20 protein-coding genes are annotated in these 26,380 nt (G+C 73.1%); 12 read left to right on the top strand and 8 right to left on the bottom strand.

All coding sequences use genetic code 11. The features are described 5' to 3' along the window. Positions 1-46 precede the first annotated feature (46 nt). Positions 47-3,337: a S8 family serine peptidase gene (locus ACPXCS_RS31250; protein WP_425951222.1), complete on the top strand. Its 3,291-nt coding sequence runs from the start codon at positions 47-49 to the stop codon at positions 3,335-3,337. 63 nt (positions 3,338-3,400) lie between these two features. Here ACPXCS_RS31250 and ACPXCS_RS31245 read toward each other — a convergent pair whose 3' ends face one another. Both ACPXCS_RS31245 and ACPXCS_RS31240 read right to left on the bottom strand, forming a co-directional pair. Further along, a complete protein-coding gene (locus tag ACPXCS_RS31245) occupies positions 3,401-4,237 on the bottom strand; it encodes a hypothetical protein (RefSeq protein ID WP_425951221.1) in 837 nt (278 codons plus the stop codon). Between the two features lies 1 nt (position 4,238). Next, on the bottom strand, positions 4,239-4,769 hold the full coding sequence (locus ACPXCS_RS31240) for an RNA polymerase sigma factor (protein ID WP_425951299.1): 531 nt from the start codon (positions 4,767-4,769) through the stop codon (positions 4,239-4,241). A gap of 349 nt (positions 4,770-5,118) precedes the next feature. Between ACPXCS_RS31240 and ACPXCS_RS31235 the strand changes: the two genes are divergently transcribed. Continuing rightward, complete coding sequence (locus tag ACPXCS_RS31235; RefSeq protein ID WP_425951220.1) at positions 5,119-6,138, top strand: aspartate-semialdehyde dehydrogenase; 1,020 nt, start codon at positions 5,119-5,121, stop codon at positions 6,136-6,138. A gap of 85 nt (positions 6,139-6,223) precedes the next feature. Here ACPXCS_RS31235 and ACPXCS_RS31230 read toward each other — a convergent pair whose 3' ends face one another. After that, positions 6,224-6,700, bottom strand: coding sequence for a DUF1203 domain-containing protein (locus tag ACPXCS_RS31230; protein ID WP_425951219.1), 477 nt, complete (start codon positions 6,698-6,700; stop codon positions 6,224-6,226). Between the two features lie 171 nt (positions 6,701-6,871). Here ACPXCS_RS31230 and pepN point away from each other — a divergent pair, with 171 nt between their 5' ends. Further along, a complete protein-coding gene (gene pepN / locus ACPXCS_RS31225; RefSeq protein ID WP_425951218.1) occupies positions 6,872-9,454 on the top strand; it encodes an aminopeptidase N in 2,583 nt (860 codons plus the stop codon). 130 nt (positions 9,455-9,584) lie between these two features. Here the strand turns inward: pepN and ACPXCS_RS31220 are convergent, their stop codons facing one another. Further along, positions 9,585-10,547, bottom strand: coding sequence for an EamA family transporter (locus ACPXCS_RS31220; protein ID WP_425951217.1), 963 nt, complete (start codon positions 10,545-10,547; stop codon positions 9,585-9,587). A 120-nt stretch (positions 10,548-10,667) separates the two neighbouring features. Here ACPXCS_RS31220 and ACPXCS_RS31215 point away from each other — a divergent pair, with 120 nt between their 5' ends. Beyond that, complete coding sequence (locus tag ACPXCS_RS31215) at positions 10,668-11,180, top strand: MarR family winged helix-turn-helix transcriptional regulator (RefSeq protein WP_425951216.1); 513 nt, start codon at positions 10,668-10,670, stop codon at positions 11,178-11,180. Between the two features lie 58 nt (positions 11,181-11,238). On the opposite strand, the gene ACPXCS_RS31210 is transcribed toward ACPXCS_RS31215, so the two are convergent. The 3 genes from ACPXCS_RS31210 to ACPXCS_RS31200 all read right to left on the bottom strand — a co-directional run bounded on the left by ACPXCS_RS31210 (position 11,239) and on the right by ACPXCS_RS31200 (position 13,931). Further along, a complete protein-coding gene (locus ACPXCS_RS31210; RefSeq protein WP_425951215.1) occupies positions 11,239-11,526 on the bottom strand; it encodes a hypothetical protein in 288 nt (95 codons plus the stop codon). Positions 11,527-11,588: 62 nt separating this feature from the next. Further along, a complete protein-coding gene (malQ, locus tag ACPXCS_RS31205; protein WP_425951214.1) occupies positions 11,589-13,673 on the bottom strand; it encodes a 4-alpha-glucanotransferase in 2,085 nt (694 codons plus the stop codon). Further along, the gene (locus ACPXCS_RS31200) at positions 13,674-13,931 is read right to left on the bottom strand and encodes a hypothetical protein (protein WP_425951213.1); all 258 of its coding nucleotides are present in this window, start codon (positions 13,929-13,931) and stop codon (positions 13,674-13,676) included. A 222-nt stretch (positions 13,932-14,153) separates the two neighbouring features. Here ACPXCS_RS31200 and ACPXCS_RS31195 point away from each other — a divergent pair, with 222 nt between their 5' ends. Continuing rightward, complete coding sequence (locus tag ACPXCS_RS31195; protein ID WP_425951212.1) at positions 14,154-17,042, top strand: beta-N-acetylglucosaminidase domain-containing protein; 2,889 nt, start codon at positions 14,154-14,156, stop codon at positions 17,040-17,042. 367 nt (positions 17,043-17,409) lie between these two features. On the opposite strand, the gene ACPXCS_RS31190 is transcribed toward ACPXCS_RS31195, so the two are convergent. Then, positions 17,410-17,946, bottom strand: coding sequence for an HNH endonuclease (locus ACPXCS_RS31190; RefSeq protein ID WP_333933352.1), 537 nt, complete (start codon positions 17,944-17,946; stop codon positions 17,410-17,412). Positions 17,947-18,259: 313 nt separating this feature from the next. Here ACPXCS_RS31190 and ACPXCS_RS31185 point away from each other — a divergent pair, with 313 nt between their 5' ends. The 7 genes from ACPXCS_RS31185 (at position 18,260) to ACPXCS_RS31155 (ending at position 26,277) form a co-directional block, all read left to right on the top strand. Continuing rightward, on the top strand, positions 18,260-19,363 hold the full coding sequence (locus tag ACPXCS_RS31185) for a mechanosensitive ion channel family protein (protein WP_425951211.1): 1,104 nt from the start codon (positions 18,260-18,262) through the stop codon (positions 19,361-19,363). 223 nt (positions 19,364-19,586) lie between these two features. Further along, the gene (locus tag ACPXCS_RS31180) at positions 19,587-20,798 is read left to right on the top strand and encodes an ROK family transcriptional regulator (protein WP_425951210.1); all 1,212 of its coding nucleotides are present in this window, start codon (positions 19,587-19,589) and stop codon (positions 20,796-20,798) included. A gap of 68 nt (positions 20,799-20,866) precedes the next feature. Further along, on the top strand, positions 20,867-22,204 hold the full coding sequence (locus ACPXCS_RS31175; RefSeq protein ID WP_425951209.1) for an ABC transporter substrate-binding protein: 1,338 nt from the start codon (positions 20,867-20,869) through the stop codon (positions 22,202-22,204). A gap of 3 nt (positions 22,205-22,207) precedes the next feature. Then, complete coding sequence (locus ACPXCS_RS31170) at positions 22,208-23,152, top strand: carbohydrate ABC transporter permease (protein ID WP_425951208.1); 945 nt, start codon at positions 22,208-22,210, stop codon at positions 23,150-23,152. Next, positions 23,149-24,045, top strand: coding sequence for a carbohydrate ABC transporter permease (locus ACPXCS_RS31165; RefSeq protein WP_425951207.1), 897 nt, complete (start codon positions 23,149-23,151; stop codon positions 24,043-24,045). Before ACPXCS_RS31170 ends, ACPXCS_RS31165 begins: the two co-directional genes overlap by 4 nt. A gap of 4 nt (positions 24,046-24,049) precedes the next feature. After that, positions 24,050-25,315 carry a 6-phospho-beta-glucosidase gene (locus ACPXCS_RS31160; RefSeq protein ID WP_425951206.1) on the top strand — a complete coding sequence of 422 codons (1,266 nt, stop codon included), beginning with the start codon at positions 24,050-24,052 and terminating at the stop codon, positions 25,313-25,315. Further along, positions 25,306-26,277 carry an N-acetylglucosamine kinase gene (locus ACPXCS_RS31155; protein WP_425951205.1) on the top strand — a complete coding sequence of 324 codons (972 nt, stop codon included), beginning with the start codon at positions 25,306-25,308 and terminating at the stop codon, positions 26,275-26,277. The genes ACPXCS_RS31160 and ACPXCS_RS31155 overlap by 10 nt, the downstream gene beginning before the upstream one ends. Positions 26,278-26,380: the final 103 nt, after the last annotated feature.

The raw sequence follows: 26,380 nt of genomic DNA, 5'->3' as shown, positions 1-26,380 counted from the left end.
CGGCTCCGGTCGCTCCCGCTCGTTCCTTTACCAACAAGGGATGCCGATGACCCTCACCCCCCAGCGTGACCCGATATCGGGCCGGAGACGCGTGGCGCGCATCGCCGTGGCCGCCGGACTCGTCGCCGCGCTCTCCGCGGCCGGGCCGGTCCCCCTGGTCCTCGCGGCGGACGGCCCCGGCGCCAGCGCCCCGGCCGACCCGGACGTCAAGTCCGCGCACGACAAGCTCGGTTCGGACGACGCGGACCTGCTCGCCGAGGCCAAGGCCGACGGCGACAAGACCGTCACGATGATGATCGCCACCGCGCCCGGGCGGACCGAGCAGGTCTCCGGGCAGCTGGACGCGGTCAAGGGCGGCCTGGTGGGCCGGGCCGACGACAAGCTGGGCTACGTCCGCGCCACCGTCCCGACCTCCCGGGCCGACGCGGCCATCGCGGCCGCCGCCAAGCTCTCCTCCGTGCACGGCATCGACCTGCGCGAGGAGATCCCGCTGGACGACCCGACGCCGAGCGCGGACGCCGCCAAGGGCGCCGCGGCGACGGGCACGTACCCGGCGCCGGGGAAGAAGACCCCGGCCGAGAACCCGTACAACCCGTCCTTCGAGACGGGCGCGGTCGACTTCGTGGAGGACCACCCGAAGGCCGACGGCCGCGGCATCACCATCGGCATCCTGGACTCCGGCGTCGACCTCGGCCACCCGGCGCTGCAGAAGACCACCACCGGCGAGCGCAAGATCGTCGACTGGGTGACGGCGACGGACCCGGTCGTCGACAACGACAACACCTGGCGCCGGATGGACACCTCCGTCGCGGGCCCCACGTTCACGCACGGCGGCGCGGCCTGGACGGCACCGGCCGGCTCCTACCGGATCAGCACCTTCAAGGAGTCGTACACCACCGGCGGTGACGCGGCGGGCGACGCCAACCGCGACGGCGACACGACCGACGACTGGGGCGTGCTGTACGACCCGGCGGCCGGCACGGTGCGGGTCGACCTCAACGACAATCACGACTTCACCGACGACACCGCGATGAAGCCGTACAAGGACGGCTTCCAGATCGGGTACTTCGGCACCGACGACCCGAAGACGGACGTCGCCGAGCGCCAGCCGTTCGTGGTCGAGATCCGCAAGGACGTCGTCCACAACGCCGCCGGCGCGAAGTCCGACTACGTCAACATCGGCGTCATCGAGTCCGAGCACGGCTCGCACGTCGCCGGCATCACCGCCGCCAACGGCCTGTTCGGCGGGAAGATGAACGGTGCCGCCCCCGGCGCCAAGCTGGTCTCCTCGCGCGCCTGCACCTGGTCCGGCGGCTGCACCAACGTGGCGCTGACCGAGGGCATGATCGACCTCGTCACCAAGCGCGGCGTCGACATCGTCAACATGTCGATCGGCGGCCTGCCGGCGCTGAACGACGGCAACAACGCGCGCGCCGAGCTGTACACCCGGCTCATCGACACCTACGGCGTGCAGCTGGTGATCTCCGCGGGCAACTCCGGCCCCGGCGCGAACACCATCGGCGACCCGGCCCTGGCCGACAAGGTCATCTCGGTCGGCGCGTCCGTCTCCAAGGAGACCTGGGCCGCCAACTACGGCTCCGTCGTGGAGAAGAAGTACGCGATGATGCCGTTCTCCTCGCGCGGCCCGCGTGAGGACGGCGGCTTCACCCCGACCCTGGTCGCCCCGGGTGCCGCGATCAACACCATCCAGACGTGGCTGCCGGGTGCCCCGGTCGCCGAGGCGGGCTACTCCCTCCCGGCGGGCTACGGCATGCTGCAGGGCACCTCGATGGCCTCCCCGCAGGCCGCCGGCGCCGCCGCGCTGTTGCTGTCGGCCGCGAAGCAGAAGGGGATCGACCTCACCCCGGCGACCCTGCGCACGGCCCTCACCTCGACCGCCGACCACATCAAGGGTGTGCAGGCGTACGAGGAGGGCGCGGGACTGATGAACATCGAGGACGCCTGGGACGCCATCCGCGACGGCGCCACCTCGCACGCGTACACGGTCAAGGCCCCGGTCGACACCGCGATCGACCAGTTCCTGAAGACCCCGGGCTACGGCACGGGCCTGTACGACCGTGAGGGCGGCCTGAAGGCCGGCCAGAAGAAGACCTACGAGGTCACCATCACGCGTACGTCCGGCGCCGACAAGGCGATCCGGCACGAGCTGCACTTCGAGAACAACGCGGGCGGCACGTTCCGGATCGTCGGCTCCGACGAGGTGAAGCTGCCGCTGAACCAGCCGGTGACCGTCAAGGTCCAGGCCGCGCCGAAGTCCGCGGGCATCAAGAGCGCGATCCTGGAGGTCGACGACCCGCGCACCGAGGGCATCGACAAGCAAATCCTGCACACCGTGGTCGTCGCGCAGCCGCTGAAGTACGACTTCTCGGCGGCGGGTTCGGTGCAGCGCAACAGCTCGCAGCACTACTTCGTCACGGTCCCCGAGGGCGCCAGGACCCTGGAGGTCGCCCTCAGCGGGCTGAAGGACAAGAGCCAGACCCGGTTCATCTCCATCCACCCGTACGGCACGCCCGCCGACCCGACGTCGACGATCAACTGCTACCCGAACTACCCCAACCCGGCGAACACCTGCCGCCCGGACGTGCGGTCCTACGCCGATCCGCAGCCCGGCGTGTGGGAGATCGAGGTCGAGTCGCGCCGTACGTCGCCGCTGCTGGACAACCCGTACAAGCTGGACGTCGCCGTCCTCGGCGCGGTCTTCGAGCCGGAGACCGTGACCGTGCCCGAGGCGAAGGTCGGCACCCCGGCCACCGCCTCCTGGAAGGTGACGAACGGCTTCGCCGCCATCGACGGCAAGCTGGCCGGCGGCCCGCTGGGCTCGGCCAAGACGGCCCGCCCGTCGATCGAGCAGGGTGAGACGCAGACCACGACGGTCGAGGTCCCCGCGGGCGCGAAGTCCCTGGACGTCGCCATCGGCAACGTCTCGGACGCCGCCGCCGACCTGGACCTGGCGGTCTACGACGCGGCCGGCAAGCAGGTCGGCAGCTCCGCCGACGGCGACTCGGAGGAGTCGGTCTCCGTGCCCTCCCCGGCCGCCGGCACGTACACCGTCGAGGTCGTCGGCTACGGCGTGCCCGCCGGCACCACCGCCTACGACTACCGGGACGTGTTCTTCTCCGCCTCGCTGGGCAGCGTCAGCGTCGACGGTTCCGCGGTGAAGCTCGGCACGGGCGACTCGGCGACGGTCTCGGGCAGCGTCACCGCCGCGGCGGCCGCTCCCGAGGGCCGTGAGTTCTTCGGTCAGGTCCAGCTGGTCACCGCGCGCGGCACGGTCGCGGGCCTGGGCAGCGTGAAGATCGAGAAGGTCGTGCCGTAACACCCGGGACGACGTACGAGGGGCGGGTGGCCGACCGGGCACCCGCCCCTTCCCCGTGTCCGCTCACCCCTCACCGCAGGTGGTCCGGTCCGCCGCCGGCAGGGCCGACGTGATCCAGGCCCGCTCCCGTGCGATCTGCTTCTCCCCCCGGGCCCAGAGGTCCGGGGTCGCCGCGCCGGGCCGGATGCCGACCAGCAGGTGGTCGCCCTCGGCCGGCAGGGGCCAGGAGCCCTTCGTCAGGGTGAAGGTGATCTCGTCCTCGCCCCGGGCGGGCTTGTAGGAGCGGGTCACGTCCAGCGTGACGCGGTCCTCGTCGCCCTCGGGCAGGGGCGTCACGGAGCCGACCGTGCCCTCGACGACCAGCTCGGCGCAGGCCAGATAGGCCGGTCCGCGCGGGGAGGCGGCCTTGTCCGCCGTGCTTCCGGCTTCGCCGCTCGCCGCGGAGGTGTCGGCCGAGCTCCCCTCGTGCGTGGCGAGCCGGCCCAGGCCCAGTGTCGTGCCGACGAGAGCGGCCGCGACGGCCATCCCGAGGGCGGCGGCCTTGAACCCCGGATGCCGGGACCACGCCCCGGCACCTGCCGCGGTCCGTGGACCCGCGCCGCCCCCGCGCCCCGGCCCCTGCCCGGCGCCCCGCGGGCCGCGCCCGGCGACGCCCCGCCGGGGCCACGGACGCGGACGCGCCGCGCGCGGTGCCCCGGGCGGACGCGCCGCCTCCCCCGCGTCCGCCAGCGCGTCCCCGATGATCCCCAGCTGCTCGCGCAGCAGGGCCACGTCCGCGCGGGCCGCGCGGTGCTCCGCCCGGGCGGCGGCATCGGCGTCGGACCGCAGCGGCTCACCGGTGAGGGCGGCCGTCAGCGGGTCCCTGTCCGCGCCGTCCGCCTCGCTGTCGTAACCGGACACGTCACACCACCTCGTCCTCGTGCAGGCGGGCGCGCAGCGCACGTACCGCCGTGTGCAGCCGGCTCTTGACGGTGCCCTCCGGCACGCCGAGCTGCTCGGCGATGGAGCGGACCGGCAGATCGGCGTAGAAGCGCAGGACGACGACCTGCCGCTGGGCGGCGGGCAGCTCGTCCAGGCCCTGGGCGACCGCCAGAGACAGCACGCTGGTGTCCTCGCCGGAGGGGTGTTCCAGCTGGCGCAGGGCGGCCAGCCGCTCCCCGAGCCGCTCCTGGCGGCGCTTGGCCCGGTGCCAGTCCATCGCCAGGTTGGAGGCGACGACCGCCGCCCACGCCGAGACGTCCCGCGGCGCTTCCCGGCCGCTCGCCGCCCGTTCCAGCAGCCGCAGGCGGACCTGCTGCACCCCGTCCGGCAGGTCCGCCTGCGGCACCCCGCCGAGTGCGAGCACCGCCCGCACCCGGCGTTCCTGTGCCGCGTCCAGCGGATCGTCGTCGGCGTGCCCCTCCCGGCCGCGCCGGGCCCTTCCGCGCAGCAGCACAAGCCACCCCCCTCACCGTGTTTGTCCTACGACGCCGGCGGGGCCCGGAACGTTCGGCGCTGCGCCCGGACGTTTCCTGTGGGACGGCCGAGGCATACGTCACACTCCCGTGTGGCCGGGACCGGCATGGGCAGGCGAGCTTGCGGCGCACGGCCCCCACCGGACGAATTCCTCCAGCTCAGCGGGGTCGGAACCGCAGGTCCGCAACCCTGGGACGGGACACCTCGTCCCACTCCCCGGACAGCGCCGGGGAAAGAAGTGGACAGACGGGGCGTGGTCGGCCGCATGATGGAAAAGCCTCGGCCAAGCAACGAGCACGTGAAGACACGCAGGAGAGGGAGTCACCGTGAGGGTCGGAATCGTCGGAGCCACCGGACAGGTGGGCACGGTCATGCGCAGGATCCTCACGGAGCGGAACTTCCCGGTCACCGAGCTGCGCCTGTTCGCCTCGGCCCGCTCGGCGGGCACGGAGCTGGACGGCGTGACGGTGGAGGACGCGGCGACCGCCGACTACACCGGCCTGGACATCGTGCTGTTCTCCGCGGGCGGTGCCACGTCCCGGGCGCTGGCCGAGAAGGTCGCCTCCCAGGGCGCCGTGGTGATCGACAACTCCTCCGCCTGGCGCAAGGACCCCGAGGTCCCGCTGGTCGTCTCCGAGGTGAACCCGCACGCGATCGCGAACCGTCCCAAGGGCATCATCGCGAACCCGAACTGCACCACGATGGCCGCGATGCCGGTCCTGCGTCCGCTGCACGCCGAGGCGGGCCTCGAGGCCCTGGTCGTCGCCACGTACCAGGCGGTCTCCGGCTCCGGTCTCGCGGGCGTCGCCGAGCTGCACGGCCAGGTGCAGAAGGTGGCCGCCGACGCCGACAAGCTCACCCACGACGGTGACGCGGTCGACTTCCCGGAGCCCGGCGTCTACAAGCGCCCCATCGCGTTCAACGTGCTGCCGCTGGCCGGTTCGATCGTCGACGACGGCCTGAACGAGACCGACGAGGAGCAGAAGCTCCGCAACGAGTCCCGCAAGATCCTGGAGATCCCCGGGCTGAAGGTCTCCGGCACCTGCGTGCGCGTCCCGGTCTTCTCCGGCCACTCCCTCCAGGTCAACGCCCGTTTCGCCCGACCGATCACCCCCGAGCGCGCGACGGAGCTGCTGAAGGACGCCCCCGGCGTCGAGCTCTCCGACATCCCCACCCCGCTGCAGGCCGCCGGCAAGGACCCGTCCTACGTCGGCCGCATCCGCGGTGACGAGACGGTGGACAACGGCCTGTCGTTCTTCGTCTCCAACGACAACCTCCGCAAGGGCGCGGCGCTGAACGCCGTGCAGATCGCGGAGCTGGTGGCCCAGGAGCTGTCCGCCCGGTAGTGACGTCGGCGCCACACGCGCAGCGGGGCGGTCACCTCCAGCCCGGGTGGCCGCCCCGAGCGCTGTCCGGGGCCCGCCGCCCCCGTCAGGGCCGGCGCACCTCGTACAGGAAGCAGCCGTACTCCACGGCCCGGACGTGCACGAGGGTCACGGCCGGGTCCGCGAAGGCCTCGGCGAAGGCCGCCGCGAAGTCCGCGGGCTCCTCGACCAGCCGCCCGCCGAGGATGCGCCCGCCGGCGGAGTAGCGGCGGACCGTGCGGTGGCTGTTCGTGAAGGGCAGGGCGTCACCGAGGTACCCCTCGCAGGGCTCGGCGTGGACGAAGACCGGCCCCTGTTCGTCGTACGGCCCCGGGTCCGCTCCCGTGGCGGACGCCCAGCGGCGCAGGGGCGCGTAGGAGACCAGGGCGATGCGCTCGCCGGGCGCGCTGCGGCGCAGGCAGCAGCGGAGCGGGGCACCACCCTCCGGGTCGGTGAAGCCGGCCGCGGGGCGGCCCGCGTCGTCGGTCGTGCGCAGTTCCTCCAGAGCCCCGGGGTCGATGGGGCGCGCGGTGTACGTCGTCATGGTCCTCAGGGTCGTGCGCACGGACCCGGGTCACCGGCGGTTTCCGGACCTCGCGTTTCCCGGGTCCGGCCGCCGCCCGAGGGGTATCCCTAGGAGACGCCCAGGTCGTCGCCTGATGGTGAGCCTCCGTGGAAAGATGTCGCAACCCACCCATAACGAGGAGATGACCGCGTGCCTGGCACAAACCTGACCCGCGAAGAGGCGCAGCAGCGGGCGCAGCTGCTCGCCGTTGACTCGTACGAGATCGAACTCGACCTCTCCGGCGCGCAGGAGGGCGGCACCTACCGGTCCGTGACCACGGTGCGCTTCGACGTCGACGCCGACAACGGCGCCGAGACGTTCATCGACCTGGTCGCCCCGGCGGTGCACGAGGTGAAGCTGAACGGGGACTCCCTCGACCCCGCCGAGGTCTTCGCGGACTCCCGGATCGCCCTGCCCGGTCTGCTGCGGGGCCGCAACATCCTGCGGGTGGTCGCCGACTGCGCGTACACCAACACCGGTGAGGGCCTGCACCGGTTCGTCGACCCGGTCGACGACCAGGCCTACCTCTACACCCAGTTCGAGGTGCCGGACGCCCGCCGGGTGTTCGCGAGTTTCGAGCAGCCGGACCTGAAGGCGACCTTCCAGTTCACCGTGAAGGCGCCGGAGGGCTGGACCGTCATCTCCAACTCGCCCACCCCCGAGCCCCAGGACAACGTCTGGGCCTTCGCGCCGACGCCGCGCATCTCGACGTACATCACGGCGCTGATCGCCGGGCCGTACCACTCGGTGCACAGCGTGTACGAGAAGGACGGCCAGTCCGTCCCGCTCGGCATCTACTGCCGTCCCTCGCTCGCCGAGTACCTCGACTCGGACGCGATCTTCGAGGTGACCCGGCAGGGCTTCGAGTGGTTCCAGGAGAAGTTCGACTACGCGTACCCGTTCGAGAAGTACGACCAGCTGTTCGTTCCGGAGTTCAACGCGGGCGCGATGGAGAACGCGGGCGCGGTGACCATCCGCGACCAGTACGTGTTCCGCTCGAAGGTGACGGACGCGGCGTACGAGGTGCGCGCCGAGACCATCCTGCACGAGCTGGCCCACATGTGGTTCGGCGACCTCGTGACCATGGAGTGGTGGAACGACCTGTGGCTGAACGAGTCGTTCGCCACCTACACGTCCATCGCCTGCCAGGCCGCCGCGCCCGGCTCGCGCTGGCCGCACTCGTGGACGACGTTCGCGAACTCCATGAAGACCTGGGCGTACCGGCAGGACCAGCTGCCCTCCACGCACCCGATCATGGCGGACATCCGCGACCTGGACGACGTGCTCGTCAACTTCGACGGCATCACGTACGCCAAGGGTGCCTCCGTGCTGAAGCAGCTCGTCGCCTACGTGGGTGAGGACGAGTTCTTCCGCGGCGTGCAGGCGTACTTCAAGGCGCACGCCTTCGGCAACACGCGCCTGTCGGATCTGCTGGGGGCGCTGGAGGAGACCTCCGGCCGCGATCTGAAGACCTGGTCGAAGAAGTGGCTGGAGACGGCCGGCATCAACGTCCTGCGCCCGGAGATCGAGACGGACGCGGACGGTGTCGTCACGTCGTTCGCCATCCGCCAGGAGGCCCCGGCCCTGCCCGCCGGCGCCAAGGGCGAGCCGACGCTGCGCCCGCACCGCATCGCCGTCGGCCTGTACGACCTCGACGCCGGCAGCGGCAAGCTGGTCCGCACCGAGCGCATCGAGCTGGACGTCGACGGTGAGCTGACCGCCGTCCCGCAGCTGTCCGGCACGCGCCGCCCGGCCGTCGTGCTGCTCAACGACGACGACCTGTCGTACGCGAAGGTCCGCCTGGACGAGCAGTCGCTGGCCGTGGTCACCGAGCACCTGGGCGACTTCGAGTCCTCTCTGCCGCGCGCCCTGTGCTGGGCGTCGGCCTGGGACATGACCCGCGACGCCCAGCTCGCGGCCCGCGACTACCTGTCGCTGGTGCTGTCGGGCATCGGCAAGGAGTCCGACATCGGTGTCGTGCAGTCGCTGCAGCGGCAGGTGAAGCTGGCGATCGACCTGTACGCCGACCCGGCCGCCCGCGAGACGCTGCTGGCCCGCTGGACCGACGCGACGCTGGCGCACCTGCGGTCAGCCGCGCCCGGCAGCGACCACCAGCTGGCGTGGGCGCGCGCGTTCGCCGCGACGGCCCGCACGCCCGAGCAGCTGGACCTGCTGGACGCGCTGCTGGACGGCTCGCAGACGATCGACGGCCTGGTCGTCGACACGGAGCTGCGCTGGGCGTTCGTGCAGCGGCTGGCGGCGGTCGGCCGGTTCGACGAGGCGGAGATCGCGGCCGAGTACGAGCGCGACCGCACCGCTGCCGGTGAGCGGCACGCCGCCACGGCCCGGGCCGCACGGCCGACCGCGGAGGCGAAGGCGGAGGCGTGGGCGTCGGTCATCGACTCCGACAAGCTGCCGAACGCCGTGCAGGAGGCGGTCATCGGTGGTTTCGTCCAGACCGACCAGCGCGAGCTGCTCGCCCCGTACGCGGACCGGTACTTCGAGGTGGTCAAGGACATCTGGGGGTCCCGCTCCCACGAGATGGCCCAGCAGATCGCGGTCGGCCTCTACCCGACGGTGCAGGTCTCGCAGGAGACCCTGGACAAGACGGACGCCTGGCTGAGCTCCGCCGAGCCCAACGCGGCGCTGCGCCGCCTGGTCTCCGAGTCCCGCGCGGGCGTCGAACGCGCCCTGCGGGCCCAGCGCGCGGACGCGGCGGCGGCCGGGCAGTAAGGCCCGGCGAACCAGCAGTCCAGCAAGGCCGGCACGGCCAACACGGCCAGCAGCAAGGGAAAGGGGCGTCCGGCGTATGCCGGGCGCCCCTTCGCCGTCCGTCCCGTGGCCCTCTCCCCCGGCCGCTCCCCTACCGCCGCGCGGTGCCGACGGCCGGGCGGGCCGCCCCCGGGCGGGAGATCCCGCCGGCCCCGTCCCGCGCCTTGCGGCCGGCCGGCCCGGGGACGTCCGGGCCGCTCCGCCCCACGAACTGCCCCGCCACCGTCGCCCCGAGCGCCAGCGCCATGCCCACCAGCTGCACCGCGGTCAGCTCCTGCCCGAGCGCCGCCCAGCCGACGACGGCCGCGGTCAGCGGGGAGAGCGGCCCGAGGAAGGTGACCTGCGTGGCGGTCATCCGGCCGATGCCGCGGAACCACAGCCAGTACGCGACCGCCGTGTTGGCGAGGGCGAGGTAGAGGTAGCCGCCGGCCGCCCGGCCGTCCAGTGCCGGGGGCGCGCCCTCGACCAGGAAGGCGAGCGGCGCGATGAGCAGGCCGCCCGCGGTGAGCTGCCAGCCGGTGAGCGCCAGCGGCCCGACCCCGGCGGGGCGTCCCCAGCGCTGGGTGAGGACCGTTCCGGCGGACATGGAGACCGTGGCGGCGAGGGCCGCCAGCAGGCCGAGCGCGTCCAGCGCCCCGGCCGCGCGCAGCACGACGAGGCTGACGCCGAATGCGGCCACGGCCCCGGTGAGCAGCGTGCGCCGGGTCGGCCGCTGCCCGAGCAGCAGCGCCGAGAGCCCCGCGACGAACAGCGGTCCCGCCGAGCCGACGACCGCCGCCAGGCCGCCGGGCAGCCGGTACGCGGAGAGGAACAGCAGCGGGAAGAAGGCCCCGATGTTCAGCGCGCCGAGCGCCGCCGCCTTCGCCCACCAGGCGCCGCGCGGCAGCGTCCGGGCGAGGGCGAGCAGGAGCAGACCGGCGGGCAGGGCGCGCATGAGGCCGGTGAACAGGGGGCGGTCGGCCGGCAGGAACTCGGTGGTGACCGCGTAGGTGGTGCCCCAGGAGACCGGGGCCAGGGCGGTGAGGGCGATGAGAGCCGGGCGGGACAGGGCCATGGGGACACCCTCCGAAGTAAGTCAGCTCGAAGTAGGCCAGCACAAAGTAGCTTAGCGCTAAGCAACTTTCCGTCAAGCTACTTTCTTGCGGGTGACCGGGAGCGAGCCGATACTCGTGCCATGAACGAACGCCCGGAGCAGCACAGGGACCCCGTCGACGCGATCATCGAGCAGTGGGCGCGGGTCCGGCCCGACCTCGACACCACCGCCATGGAGGTCTTCGGCCGGATCAACCGGATCGCGCACGCGATGGGCGAACGGGCCACGAAGGCCTACGCCGCGTTCGGCATCTCCCGCGGGGAGTTCGACGTCCTGGCCACCCTGCGCCGCTCCGGGGAGCCCTACACGCTCTCGCCCCGCCAGCTCTCGGCGACGCTGATGCTCACCACCGGCGGCATGACGGGACGGCTCGACAAGCTGGAGCGGGCGGGACTGCTGCGCCGCTCCCCCGACCCGCACGACCGGCGCGCTCTGCACGTGACGCTCACCGACGAGGGCCTCACGCTGGTCGACGAGGCGGTCGCGGCGGGTCTCGCGGTGCAGACGCAGGCGCTGTCCGCGCTCGGCGCCGAGCGGGCCGGAGTACTCGCGGACCTGCTGCGGGACCTGCTGGCGGGGGCGGAGCGCCCCTGACACCACCGAGGGCGCCGTCGCGGTGACCGCGACGGCGCCCTCGGTGAGAAACCCCTGATCAGGCCTTGACTTCGGTCCTCGCGTCGGCCTTGGTGGTGATGTTGGAGCTCGTCGGGTCCTTCTTCTTGTGCGACTTGTCGCCGACCATCACCAGTCCGGCGATGACCAGGTACAGCACGATCGGGGCCACGACGAAGAGGCCCAGCGTCTCGATGACGCTCAGGCCCGTGCCGGGGTCGTCACCGTCGTCGCGCGTGAGCGCGGAGGCGGGGGACGACATGAGCAGCATCATCAGCGTCGTTCCGGCTGCCAGGGCGCCGGCGCGCAGGGCGTTCTTCTTGTCCACGGTGTCAAAGTATCCAACGCCGCCCGGAGCCGCGCGCCCGGGGTGCCGTAAGAGGCCCGGCGTCACGGTCCGGCCTCCTTCAGCACCTCCATCAGCGCGTGCAGCCGCGGCGAGGCCGCCAGCTCCTCCAGCGTCACCGGGCGCCCCTGCGCGTCGGCCACGGGCAGGCGCCAGTTCGGGTACTGGTCCCACGTCCCCGGGAGGTTCTGCGGGCGCCGGTCACCGACCCCGTCGGGGAGCCAGACGCCGACCATGCGGGCCGGGGTGCGCAGCAGGAAGCGGTGCAGGGCCTGGATCTGTGCCTCCTCCGAGGAGGCGTCGGCGCCGCCACCGGTGCCGTGCAGCAGGCCGAGCTCGGAGAGCAGGGACAGCCACTCCGCCGTGTCGGCGGCGGCCTCGGCGCGCTCCTCGGGCAGCGGGCGGGTCAGCAGTCCGAGGCTGTCGCGGAGCTCCACGTGCTCACCGGTGAGGCGGGCGGCCGTGGAGGGCAGGTCGTGGGTGGTGGCGGTGGCCAGGCAGTCGGCGCGCCAGCTCTCGGGGGGCAGGGGACGGCCGTCGCCCTCCCAGTCGCGTTCGAACCACAGCACGGACGTGCCCAGCACGCCGCGCTCGCGCAGCGCCTCGCGCACCCCCGGCTCGACGGTGCCGAGGTCCTCGCCGATCACCAGCGCCCCGGCCCGGGAGGCCTCCAGCACCAGCACGGCGAGCATCGCCTCGGCGTCGTAGCGGACGTAGGTGCCCTCGGTGGGCGGATGGCCCTGGGGGACCCACCACAGGCGGAACAGGCCCATGACGTGGTCGATGCGCAGGGCCCCGGCGTAGCGGAACAGGGCGCGCAGCAGGTCGCGGAAGGGGGCGTAGCCGGAGTCGGCCAGCCGGTCGGGGCGCCAGGGGGGCAGGCCCCAGTCCTGGCCGCGGGCGTTGAAGGCGTCCGGCGGGGCGCCGACCGACATGCCGGCCGCGAAGTACTCCTGCTGCGCCCAGGCGTCGGCGCCGCCGGGGTGCACGCCGACCGCCAGGTCGTGGACGATGCCGACGGGCATGCCGGCCTCGCGTCCGGCGCGCTGCGCCGCGGTGAGCTGGGTGTCGGTGAGCCAGGCGAGCCGGGAGAAGAAGTCGACCCGGTCCAGCAGGCCGTTGCGGGCGCGGACCGTCTCGGCCGAACGGGGGTCGCGCAGGCCGGTCGGCCAGCGGTGCCAGTCCGAGCCGTGCACCTCCGCGAGGGCGCACCAGGTGGCGTGGTCCTCCAGGGCCTGGCCCTGCTCGGCGAGGAAGTCGCAGTAGGCGGCGCGCCTGCCGGGGCCGAGGGGGACGGCGCAGAGCAGTTCGAGCGCCTCCCGCTTGAGCTCCCAGACGGCGTCCCGGTCGATCAGCGCGCCCTTGTCCAGCACCGCCTCGCGCAGCCGTGCCGCCCGCTCCAGCAGGGCGCGCAGCCGGTCGGGGTCCGCCACGTACGCGGCCTCGGGGACGTCCTCGATCCGCAGGTGCACCGGGTCGGGGAAGCGGCGTGAGGAGGGACGGTAGGGGGAGGGGTCGGTGGGAGCGCCGGGCACGGCCGCGTGCAACGGGTTGACCTGGACGAACCCGGCGCCGAGCGACCGCCCGGCCCAGCCGGCCAGTTCGGCGAGGTCGCCCAGGTCGCCCATGCCCCAGGACCGGCGCGAGAGCAGGGAGTAGAGCTGGACGAGGAGTCCGTACGAGCGGCCCGCGGCGGCGGGCAGGCGCTCCGGCGCGACGATGAGGTGGGCGCCCGCGGTGCGGCCGTCGGGGGCCGTGGCGGTCAGCCGGTGGACGCCGGGCGGGAGCTGTTCGGCCGAGGCGCGGCTCTCGCCCTGCTCGGTCTCGACGCGCAGCCTGGTCCCCTCGGGGAGGGCGGCCAGGGCGGCCGGGGGGTTCGCGCCCCAGGCGACGACGGTCGGCGGCAGCAGCCGCGCGCCCAGGTGCCGCTCCCGGTCGGCGAGCGCGGCGCGTACGGCGCCGGGCGTGCTCGCGTCCACGCCGAGAGCGGCCAGGGCGAGGGTGATCGCAGTGCCCGAGGCCGCGACCGTGCGGTCCGGGGAGGGACTGTAGGAAGGGGCGACGCCGTGCAGGGCGGCGAGGCGGGACAGGTCCTCGGAGAGCGGTTCGGCCGGCCGGGGAGCGGTCATCTAGAGCCTCGTGCAGTCCGGGACGAAGGCGGGCGGCTCGCTGGTCAGGGGGGCGGCTTCGGCGAGCGGCGGCTCGCTGGTGAGGGGCTCGGCGTCGGGCAGCGGCGGCTCGCTGGTCAGCGGCGGCTCGGTGCAGGCGCTCTCGGAGCTGAACACGCAGTACTGCGGGTCGTGGTGGGGGGCGTCGAGGTCGGCGGACGGGTCGTCCGCCACGGGTTTGGACGGGGCCGGGAGCGGAAGGAAAGTCATCGCAGCCACGGGGCCTCCATTTCGGGGTTCGGCTTGCGGGTTATCGCAGCCCTACCCAGTCGGCGCGCCCGCAGACGCCCTTCGCCGAACATCGTGTCCCTGCTCACATCCCGCTTCCCTCCACTCCTTCCATATTCCGGCAAAAGCAGTCACATCGGCCACTCTCGTTGACACGCTCGGCGGGCGGGTGGTGGGCTCGTTCCGCCGGTCGAACACACCTGGAGGGGGCCTGTGGGACTGCGGCACGGGAAGCGGGCGGCGGCCCTCGCGGTCGCCGTCGTCGCCGGCAGCCTCGGGGGCGCGCCCGCCGCGGTGGCGGCTCCCGCCCCGCCCGGACCGGCCGCGGCGCCGGCCCCCGGCATCACCGGTCCGCTCCCGTCCGTCTGGCCGCGTCCGCAGTCCCTGCGCGGGAACGGCGCTCCCGTCGCCGTGCCGGAACGGGTCGCGCTGCTTTCCGATGCACACGCCGATCCGTACGCCCTCGACGCGCTGCGCGCGCTCCTGCGGCACGCCGGGGCACGCCGGATCACCGACACCGCGGAACCGGGCGCCCTGGTGGTGCGCGCGCGGACGCGCCCCGCCCGCCCGGGCGACCGGCACGCCCTGCCCTCCGGGGGCTACGAACTGTCCGTGGGCGGCGGCGGCATCCTGCTGACCGGCACCGGCGCGGACGGCCTGTTCCACGCCGTGCAGACGCTGCGGCAGCTGGTGCGCCCAGGGGATGCCGCCGGCGAAGGCACGATCGCGGCGGCCGTCGTGCGGGACTGGCCCGGCACCGCCGTGCGCGGTGTCACCGAGGGCTTCTACGGCACCGCCTGGACGCACCGGCAGCGCCTGGCGCAGCTCGACTTCCTGGGGCGCACCAAGCAGAACCGCTACCTGTACGCCCCGGGCGACGATCTCTACCGGCAGGCCCGCTGGCGCGAGCCGTACCCGGCGGCGCAGCGGGCCGCGTTCCGGGAGCTGACCGAGCGGGCGCGCCGCAACCACGTCACACCGGGCTGGGCGGTGGCCCCGGGCCAGGCGATGTGCTTCTCCTCCGACGAGGACGTGCGCGCGCTGACCCGGAAGCTGGACGCGATGTGGGCGCTGGGGTTCCGGGCGTTCCAGCTGCAGTTCCAGGACGTCAGCTACAGCGAGTGGCACTGCGAGGCGGACGCCGACCGGTTCGGCTCCGGGCCCGAGGCGGCCGCCCGGGCGCAGGCGCGGGTGGCCGACGCGGTCGCCCGGCACCTGGCGCGGCGGCATCCCGGGGCCGCCGCGCTGTCCCTGATGCCGACCGAGTACTACGAGGACGGCGCGACCGCCTACCGGCGGGCCCTGGCGGACGAGCTGGCCGAGGGCGTCGAGGTGGCCTGGACGGGCGTCGGGGTGGTGCCCCGCACCATCACGGGCCGTGAACTGGCCGAGGCGCGCGCGGCGTTCGGGCACCCGCTGGTCACCATGGACAACTACCCGGTCAACGACTACGCCCCCGGCCGCCTCTTCCTCGGCCCGTACCAGGGCCGCGAGCCGGCCGTCGCGACCGGCTCCGCCGCCCTGCTCGCCAACGCCATGCAGCAGCCGGAGGCGTCCCGCATCCCGCTGTTCACCGCCGCCGACTACGCCTGGAACCCGCGCGGCTACCGCCCCGGGGAGTCCTGGCGGGCCGCGATCGCCGACCTCGCGGGCGGGGACCCGCGCCGCGAGCAGGCCCTGGCGGCGCTCGCCGGGAACGACGCGTCGTCGGTGCTGGACGACGAGGAGTCGGCGTACCTGCGGCCGCTGACCGAGGCGTACTGGCGGTCCCGGGCGACGGGCGGGGCGGGCGGCGAGGAGGCCGCGCGGCGGCTGCGGCAGGCCTTCACCGTGCTGCGCGAACTGCCCGGGCGGCTGCGGGGCACGGGCCTCGCCGCCGAGGTCGCGCCCTGGGCGGAGCAACTGTCCCGCTACGGCGAGGCGGGCACGGCCGCGCTCGGCATGCTCGACGCGCAGAGCTCCGGGGACGCGGCGGCGGCCTGGCGGGCGTACCGGACGCTCGGTGCCCTGCGCGACCGCCTGGAGTCGGCCCGCGTCGAGGTCGGCACGGACGTCCTGGACGGGTTCCTGCGGCGGGCGCAGAAGTCGTACACGGCCTGGTCGGGCATCGACCACGAGCCGCCGCGCAACCCCGGCGACGGCCGCACCCTGCGTTTCCCGCGCGCCCGCGCGCTGACCGCCGTGACGGTCCTGACCGAGCCGGGGACCGAGGGCACCGTGGAGGTGCGGGTCCCGGGGCTCGGCTGGCGGGAGGCGGGCCGGCTGGCGGCGTCGGGGGCCACCGAGGTGCGGCCGCCGGGCACGGGCGCTGCGGACGGCGCGCCGGTGGTGGAGGCGGTGCGGGTCGGCGGCGCCCTGCCGTCGCGGGTGCGCCATCTCGTGCCCTGGTTCGCGGACTCGCCCGCCGTCGCGCTGGGCCTGGACCGGGACCTGGCGGAGACGGAGACCGGCCGTACCGAGCGGCTGACGGCACGGCTGGACACCCTGCGCCCCGCCGACGCGCGCGGCCGGCTCACCGTCGAGGCGCCGCCGGGCGTGCGGGTGCGGGTGCCGCGGGCCGAGTCGGTCGTGCCGCGCGGCACGACCGTCGAGCTGCCGGTCGAGGTGACCGTGGAGCGCGGTGCACCGGCCCGGTCGTACGACGTCCGGCTGCGTTTCGCGGGAGCCGCTCGCACCCTCACCGTCCGGGCGTTCCCGCCCACCGGCGGGCCCGACCTGGCCCGCACCGGGACGGCCCGTTCCTCGGCCGACGAGACGCCCGACTTCCCCGCCTCGGCGGCCACCGACGGCGACCCGGCCACCCGCTGGTCGTCCCCGGCCGAGGACGGCGCCTGGTGGCAGGTCGAGCTGCCCCGCCCGGCGCGGCTCGGGCGGCTGGTGCTCCGCTGGCAGGACGCCCACCCCTCGGCCTACCGCGTCCAGGTCTCGCCCGACGGGCGCCGCTGGCGCACGGCGGCCACCGTGCGCGACAGCCGGGGCGGCCACGAGAGCGTCCGCATGGACGAGCGGGACGTGCGCTTCGTCCGCGTCCAGGGCGAGAAGCGGGCCACTCCGTACGGGTACTCCCTGTGGTCGGCGGAGGCGTACGCCGTCACGGAATGACCCCGAGGAGCCGACGGGCGCCAGTGGTGGCCGCCGGGTGCCGCGCGCGGTGCTCGGCCGGGCCCTGCTGCTGGAGACGGCGCTGCCGCCGGCCCTCGCGATGCTGCTGGCGGGCCTGGGCGGCACGGCCGTCGGCACCTGGTACGCCCTGCTCGCCGGCCGGTGCCCTGGGCCGTCGCCCTGGTGCCCCTCGCCGCCCGCGCCGCCTGCCTGCCGGCCGCGGCCGGCTCCCTGCCCCTGCTGCGCCGCTCGGTGCGCCCCGGGGAGCTGCGGGACGCGTGAGCGGCAACGCCGGGAGGCCCGGGAGGACGGGGGTCCCCCGGGCCCGGCGGAATGCCGCGCGCCTACAGATAAGCCCGGATCGTCGTCAGGCGGAAATGCCGTCGATCCGGGCCAAGGCGTCGTCCGCGCCGTACGGCTGCAGGTAAGGCAACCAGCGCGGATCCCGATGACCGGTCCCGATGATGCGCCAGGCCAGGCCGGTGGGCGGGGCGGGTTTGTGGCGCAGCCGCCAGCCGATCTCGACGAGGTGCCGGTCGGCCTTCACGTGGTTGCAGCGGCGGCAGGACGCCACCACGTTGTCCCAGACGTGTTTGCCCCCGCGGCTGCGCGGGACGACGTGGTCGACGCTGGTTGCGACACCACCGCAGTACATGCACCGGCCCCCGTCACGGGCGAACAGCGCCCGGCGGGTGAGAGGAACGGGCCCCCGGTAGGGAACCCGCACGAATCGCTTGAGCCGGACCACGCTGGGTGCGGGGACTGTGACGGTCGCGCTGTGCAGATAGGCGCCGGACTCCTCGAGGCAGACGGCCTTGTTCTCGAGGACGAGGACGAGCGCGCGGCGGAGCGGTACGACGCCTAGCGGCTCGTACGACGCGTTGAGGACCAGGACATGCGGCACGGATGCCTCCTTGGACGCCGGCGGCGCGTGGCTCGCGCCGGGACGATTCGTAGCCAGTCTCCCCTCATGCCTGGTGGAAGCGCCACCATGTCCCCGTAACGGGCTGGGAGTGTTTTCGACCACATCCTGAGGATCCCCAGGAGCATGGCCTGTTCAAGCGCAGGTGAGTCCGGTCTCTCCTTCACACATTCGTCAAAGGCACACACAATGCCCCGTTAGTGTGGTGGTTCTGCCCCTTCGGTGACCCGGCCGTGACCTTGACCCCCCTGAACCACCGCACCGGGGCAGACCGCTGCACCTGGAGGTACCTGCCGTGTCCTTGTCCGTTGCGGACGCCGTCCTGTGGGCCGCCGGCCCGTCACCGTCGCCGACCCCGTCGGATACGCAGTCCCCGAGAGTGCCCTCGCTTGAGGACGCCCAGGAGAGCGCGACGAACGCCGCCGGCTGGGTCGAGCAGAACTGGTCGACCTGGCTCGCGATCGGTCTGCAGGTCCTGCTGGTCCTGGTCATAGCGGCCGTGCTGAGGGTCGCGGTGCGGCGGGCGATCACCAAGCTCATCGACCGCATGAGCCGCACGGCGCAGAGCTCGGACGGCAGCCCGCTGGGTGGTCTTCTGGTCAATGTCGAACGCCGCCGCCAGCGCTCGCAGGCGATCGGCTCGGTGCTGCGCTCGGTGGCCAGCTTCCTCATCATGGGCACCGCGGCCCTGATGATCCTGTCCGCGTTCAACATCAACCTCGCCCCGCTGCTGGCCTCCGCCGGTGTCGCGGGTGTGGCGATCGGCTTCGGCGCCCGCAACCTGGTCACCGACTTCCTCTCGGGCGTCTTCATGATCCTGGAGGACCAGTACGGCGTCGGCGACACGATCGACGCGGGCGTCGCCTCCGGCGAGGTGATCGAGGTGGGCCTGCGCGTGACCAAGCTGCGCGGTGACGACGGCGAGATCTGGTACGTGCGCAACGGCGAGGTCAAGCGCATCGGCAACCTCTCCCAGGGCTGGGCGACGGCCAACGTCGACGTCACGGTCGCCGCCTCCGAGGACCTGGACAAGGTCAAGGCCACGCTCGACGAGGTCGCGGAGAAGATGGGCGCCGAGGAGCCCTGGAACGAGCTGCTGTGGGGCCCGATCGAGGTCCTCGGCCTGGACAGCGTGCTGCTGGACTCGATGGTCGTGCGGCTGTCGGCCAAGACGATGCCGGGCAAGTCCCTGACCGTGGAGCGGGAACTGCGCTGGCGTGTGAAGCGGGCCTTCGACGCGGCGGACATCCGGATCGTCGGCGGTGCCACGGCGCCGGTGGAGGAGACGCCCGCGGACCCGACGGCGGGCATGGCCGCGCCGTCGGTGTACGCCAGCACCACCTCGCCCCAGTCCCAGACGGCGACGCCCCTCACCCCGCCGCCGAGCGTCACCAAGTAGCGGCCGGCACGGCACACAGGGCCCTCGGTAGCACCGGGGGCCCTTCGCCGTTCCCGCACGCCCCCGTCGCCCCCTCCACCCCGGAGCACCCGGCCCCTTGACGCGGGCCCGGCGGCGCCCTACGGTCTCCGCATCCGTTAGGTAAGTTTCCTAACAACAACCGGTGGACTTCCCTCCCCGATCACTGAGAAGCTGAGCAGCCGAAGGGCAGGTGTGGACACGCATGGCAGGAACCGCCGGAACGCCGGGCACCCCGCGCGTCCTGCGCGCCATGAACGACCGGGCCGCCCTGGACCTGCTGCTGGAGCACGGCCCGTTGTCCCGCACGCGGATCGGCAAGCTCACCGGCCTGTCCAAGCCGACCGCCTCCCAGCTCCTGGCCCGCCTGGAAGCGGCGGGCCTGGTCCTGGCCACCGGCACCACCGAGGGCCGCCCGGGCCCGAGCGCCCAGCTCTACGAGGTCAACCCGGCCGCCGGGCACGCCGCCGGACTCGACGTCACCCCCCAGCGGATCCTCGCCGCGGTCGCCGACCTCACCGGCCGCACGATCGGCCGCTTCGAACTGCCCACCCCCGGCCGGCGCACCGGCACCCCGGTCGTGCAGCAGGTCACCGACGCCCTGGACGGCGCCGTGAAGGCCGCGGGTCTGGCCCGTGACGACATCCACCGCCTCGTCATCGGCACCCCCGGCGCCTTCGACCCCACCACGGGCCGTCTGCGCTACGCCTCCCACCTGCCCGGCTGGCACTCCCCCACCCTCCTGGACGAGCTCGCCGCCGCCCTGCCGATGCCGTTCGAGTACGAGAACGACGTCAACCTGGTCGCACTCGCCGAGCAGCGCCTGGGCGCGGCCCGGGGCCACGCGGACTTCGTGCTGCTGTGGAACGAGGAGGGCCTGGGCGCCGCCCTGGTGCTCGGCGGCCGGCTGCACCGCGGCTGGACCGGCGGCGCCGGCGAGGTCGGCTTCCTGCCGGTGCCGGGCGCGCCCCTGGTCCGCCAGGTGACCAAGGCCAACAGCGGCGGCTACCAGGAGCTGGCCGGCTCCCAGGCCGTCCCGCGCCTGGCCCGTGACCTCGGCATCGACGACATCCCCCAGGGCCCGTACGCCGAGGCCGCCGCACAACTGCTGGCCCGGGCCGCGCAGGCCGGCGACGACGCCCACCGCAGCCTCCTGCGGACCTACGCGACACGCCTCGCCACCGGTCTGGCCTCCCTGGTGTCGGTCCTCGACCCCGAGCTCGTCGTCCTGGGCGGCGCGGCCCTCACCTCGGGCGGCGAGCCGCTGCGCGCGCTCGTCCAGGCCGAGCTGGAGGAACTGGCCGCGCCCCGTCCGCGCCTGGTCGTGGGCGACGTCCGTGAAGACCCCGTGCTGCGCGGCGCGCTGGAGAGCGCGCTCGCGACGACACGGGACGAGGTCTTCGACACCTCCCGCTGACCGCACCTCCCACTGACCCACCCCCTCCTCGTCCTCCCCTCCTTCCCCCGTACCCAGGGAGCTTCGCCATGCCCGGAATGTCCGGAAGAGCAGTTCTCGCCCTCGCCGCCTCCGCCTCCCTCGCCCTCCTCGCCACCGCCTGCACCGGCCAGTCCGGCGCCGGCGCGAGCGACGACGCCTCGAAGGAGACGACCCTCACCTTCTGGCACGCGTGGAGTGCGCCCTCGGAGGTGAAGGCCGTCGAGGACCTGGTCGCCGGTTTCGAGAAGGCGCACCCCAACCTCCACGTCGACGTCGTCGGCAACATGACCGACGACAAGATCAACCAGGCCCTGCGCGCCGGCGGCGGCAAGGCCCCGGACGTGATCTCGTCGTTCACCACGAACAGCGTCGGCAAGTTCTGCTCCTCCGGCGCCCTGGTGGACCTCAACCCCTTCTTCGACACGTCGGGCATCGACCCGGAGAAGACCTTCCCGAAAGCCATGAACGAGTACACGCAGTTCGAGGGCAACCGCTGCGCGGTGCCCCTGCTCGGCGACGCCTACGGCCTCTACTACAACAAGACGGCCTTCGAGAAGGCCGGTGTCACCGCCCCGCCGAAGACCTGGTCGGAGTTCGAGCGGGTCGCCGAGAAGCTGACGATCCCTCAGGGAAGCAGCTACAAGCAGCTCGGCTTCATGCCGAACTACCACGGCTGGGAGACCACCACCGAGCACTACCTGGGCCAGTTCTCCCCCACCTACTTCGACCAGGACGGCAAGTCCACCGTCGGCAAGGACCCGGCCTTCGAGAAGGCCTTCCGGATGCAGAAGAAGCTGGTCGACACCCTCGGCGGCTACCGCAGGCTGGAGACGTACCGCTCGAAGCTCGGTGACGAGTGGGGCCCCATGCACCCCTTCCACACCGGCCAGGTCGCCATGCAGCTGGACGGCGAGTGGCGCCTGGGCATGGCACTGGACACCAAGCCGGACTTCGAGATCGGCGTGGCCCCGCTGCCCGTCCCCGACGACCAGGCCGACCAGTACGGCAAGGGCTACATCACCGGCACGATCGCCGGTATCGCCGCGACCAGCAAGAAGCAGAACGCGGCCTGGGAGCTGGTGAAGTACATGACCACCGACACGGACGCGGTGGTGAACTTCTCCAACGCCATCCACAACGTGCCCTCGACCCTGGCGGCCCTGAAGTCCCCGAAGCTGAAGTACGACCCGCGTTTCAAGACGTTCCTGGAGATCGCCGCGAACCCGAACTCCACCACCGCCCCCGCCTCCGTCAACGGCGGCGTCTACCTCACCACGATCCAGCAGTTCGGCTACGACTACGAGAGCGGCAAGGCCACCGACCTCAAGGCGGGCCTGAGGAAGACGGCCGCGCAGATCGACACGGACATCGCGCAGGCGAAGTAAGCCATGAGCACGCACACGTTGCGGGCGAAACGCCGCCGCTCGGCACTGCGCACCCTGGCGTTCCTCTCCCCCTGGCTGATCGGCTTCTCGGTCTTCTTCGCCTACCCCCTGCTCTCCACCGTCTACTTCTCCTTCATGCGCTACGACGGCTTCAGGCCGCCGGAGTGGGTCGGCGCGAAGAACTGGGCGTACGTCTTCGAGCACTACCCGCTCTTCTGGCCCGCCCTGCGCAACACGCTCTGGCTGGTCGTCGTCATGGTCACGCTCCGGGTCGCCTTCGGCCTGGGCGTGGGCCTGCTGATCACCAAGGTGAAGACGGCGACGGGCGTCTTCCGCACCCTCTTCTACCTGCCCTATCTGGCCCCGCCCGTGGCGGCCACGATGGCCTTCGCCTTCCTGCTCAACCCCGGCACCGGCCCCGTCAACTCGATCCTCGAAGGGGTGGGCCTGCCGGCCCCCGGCTGGTTCAACGACCCCACCTGGTCGAAGCCGGCCCTGACCCTGCTGGCGCTGTGGGGCATCGGCGACCTGATGGTGATCTTCATGGCGGCGCTGCTGGACGTCCCGAAGGAGCAGTACGAGGCGGCGGAGCTGGACGGCACGTCCCCCTGGCAGCGCTTCCGCTACGTCACGCTCCCGAACATCTCCCCGATCGTCATGTTCGCGGTGGTCACGGGCGTGATCCAGACGATGCAGTACTACACGCAGCCGCTGATCGCCGGGAAGGTCGCCTCGGGCGTGATCCAGGGAGCGGGAACGCAGTTCGAGCCGGGCTACCCGGACCAGTCCACCCTCACCCTCCCCCAGCTCGTCTACAACCTGGGCTTCCAGCGCTTCGACTACGGCTCGGCCTGCGTGGTGGCCCTGGTCCTGTTCGCCCTCTCCATGGCCTTCACGGCACTTCTGATGCGCCGCAGGGGCGGCCTGATCCAGGCAGGTGAGCGATGACCGACGTACTCGAAAGACCCCTGGGCCTGGAGAAGGAACCCCCCACACCCGCGCGGCGCACGGCCCGCCGCAAGGCGTTCCTGGAATGGACGGCGGTCCACTCCCTGGGCATCGCCGCCGCCCTCTTCTTCACGCTCCCCTTCGTCTTCGTCCTGCTGACCTCCCTCATGAGCGACAGCCAGGCGCTCAGCCGCGACCTGGTCCCGCGGACCTGGGAGTGGGGCAACTACGCCAAGGTCTTCGACACCCCCGGCTTCCTCACGTGGTGGCGCAACACCCTGCTCTACGCGGGCCTGGGCACGGTCCTCACGGTCGTGTCCTCGATCCCCGTCGCCTACGCCCTGGCCAAGTTCCGCTTCCGCGGCCGCCATCTCACCCTGATGCTGGTCATCTCGATGATGATGCTGCCGCCGCAGGTGGTCGTCGTCCCGATGTACCTGTTCTGGGCGAAGCAGCTCGACCTGTCCGGCACGCTCTGGCCCCTGATCATCCCCATGGCGTTCGGCGACGCCTTCTCGATCTTCCTCCTGCGCCAGTTCCTCACGACGATCCCCGACGAGTACGTCGACGCGGCCAAGGTGGACGGCTGCGGCGAACTGCGCACGCTGCTCAGGGTCGTTCTCCCGATGGCCAGGCCGGGTATAGCGGCGGTGGCGCTCTTCCAGTTCTTCTACGCGTGGAACGACTACTTCGGCCCGCAGATCTACGCCTCGGAGAACCCGGGCGCCTGGACGCTCTCCTACGGCCTGGAGTCGTTCAAGGGCGCCCACCACACCGACTGGAACCTCACCATGGCCGCCACCGTGCTGGTCATGGCCCCCGTGATCCTCGTGTTCTTCTTCGCCCAGAAGGCGTTCGTCGAGGGTGTCACGCTCACCGGAGTGAAGGGTTAGGCACATGAAACTCACCGTGGTCGGCGGAGGCTCGACCTACACCCCCGAACTCGTGGACGGCTTCGCCCGTCTGAGGGACACCCTGCCCGTCGAGGAACTGGTCCTGGTGGACCCTGCGCAGGACCGCCTGGAGCTCGTGGGCGGCCTGGCCCGCCGCATCTTCGCCCGCCAGGGCCACCCCGGCAGCATCACCACCACGACCGACCTCGACGCGGCGGTCGACGGCGCGGACGCGGTCCTGCTGCAACTGCGCGTGGGCGGTCAGGCGGCCCGTCAGCAGGACGAGACCTGGCCGCTGGAGTGCGGCTGCGTGGGCCAGGAGACCACGGGCGCCGGCGGCCTGGCGAAGGCCCTGCGCACGGTCCCGGTGGTCCTGGACATCGCCGAGCGGGTACGCCGTGCCAGCCCGCACGCCTGGATCATCGACTTCACCAATCCGGTGGGCATCGTGACCCGCGCCCTGCTCCAGGAGGGCCACCGGGCGGTCGGCCTGTGCAACGTGGCGATCGGCCTCCAGCGCAAGTTCGCGGCCCTGCTCTCCGTGGAGCCGTCCGAGCTCCACCTGGACCACGTGGGCCTCAACCACCTCACCTGGGAGACGGGCGTACGCCTGGGCGGCCCCGAGGGCGAGGACGTCCTCCCCCGGCTCCTCACCGACCACGGCGCGACCATCGCGGCCGACCTGCGCCTGCCCCACCGTCTGCTCGACACCCTGGGCGTGGTCCCCTCCTACTACCTGCGCTACTTCTACGCCCACGACGAGGTCGTACGGGAGCTGCGCACCAAGCCCTCCCGGGCCGCCGAAGTGGCCGACATGGAACGGCGCCTGCTGGCGATGTACGCCGACCCGGCCCTGGACGAGAAGCCGGAGCTGCTCGCCCAGCGGGGCGGGGCCTACTACTCGGAGGCGGCGGTGGACCTGGCCGCGGCCCTGCTGGGCGGCGGCGGCACGCCGTACCAGGTGGTGAACACGTACAACGACGGCACGCTCCCGTTCCTGCCCGACGACGCCGTGATCGAGGTCCAGGCGGCCGTCGGCACCAAGGGCGCGGCCCCTCTCCCCGTCCACCCCGTCGACCCCCTCTACGCGGGCCTGACGGCCGACGTCACGGCCTACGAGCACCTGGCCCTCGAAGCCGCCCTGCACGGCGGCAGGGACCGCGTCTTCCGCGCCCTGCTCTCCCACCCCCTCATCGCCCAGTACGAATACGCCGAGACGCTCACCGACCGACTCATCGCACACAACCGGGAGCACCTGGCGTGGGCCTGACCGCACATGTCCTCGCGATCGACGCGGGCAACAGCAAGACGGACGTGGCGATCGTGACGGCCGACGGCGAGGTCCTGGCCACGGCGCGCGGCGGCGGCTTCCGCCCGCCGGCCGTGGGCCTGGACACGGCGATGCGGGACCTGGCCGCGCCCGTCACACAGGCCCTGGCCGCCGCCGGGCTCACCTCCGTCACCCACGTCTCGGCCTGCCTGGCCAACGCCGACTTCCCCGTGGAGGAGGAGCAGTTGGCGGCCGCGCTGCGGGCCCGCGGCTGGGCCGGGTCGGTGACGGTCCGCAACGACACGTTCGCCATCCTGCGGGCCGGCGTCACCGAACCGCGCGGTGTGGCCGTCGTCTGCGGCGCCGGCATCAACTGCGTCGGCATGCGTCCCGACGGCCGCACGGCCCGCTTCCCCGCGCTCGGCCGGGTCTCGGGCGACTGGGGAGGCGGCTGGGGCCTGTCCGAGGAGGCCCTGTGGCACGCCTCCCGGGCGGAGGACGGCCGCGGCACCCCCACCGCCCTGACCCGCACCCTCCCCGCCCACTTCGGCCTCCCCTCCGTGTACGCCCTCGTCGAGGCACTGCACCTCGAACACATCCCGGCGGCCCGCCGCCACGAGCTGACACCGGTCCTGTTCGCGACGGCCGCCGCCGGGGACGAGACCGCCCGCGCGCTCGTGCGCCGCCAGGCCGAGGAGGTCGTCGCCATGGCGGTGGTGGCCCTCACCCGCCTCGACCTGCTGTCCGAGGAGACCCCGGTCCTCCTGGGCGGCGGCGTCCTGGCGGCCCGTCACCCGCAACTGGACGACGACATCCGCCACCTGCTCACGGAGCGCGCTCCCAAGGCGGTCCCCCACGTGGTCACGGCGAGCCCGGTCCTGGGGGCGGCACTGCTGGGCCTGGACAGCGTGGGCGCGGACGAGGCGGCGCAGGGGCGCCTGCGCGGCCACTACGGCGTCTGAACACCGAAACCGGAAGGGCCCGACGCACGCAAGGGGCCGTGTCGGGGGGTGTCCGCCCGCAGCGGTTGGCGCGTCAACGAACAGTCAGTCGGCACGCAAGTCG

It is taken from the genome of Streptomyces sp. DT190 (assembly GCF_049846985.1).
Taxonomy (GTDB): Bacteria; Actinomycetota; Actinomycetes; order Streptomycetales; family Streptomycetaceae; genus Streptomyces.
Note: the sequence above shows the minus strand (reverse complement) of the source record. Positions and strands in the feature narration are given on the sequence as shown.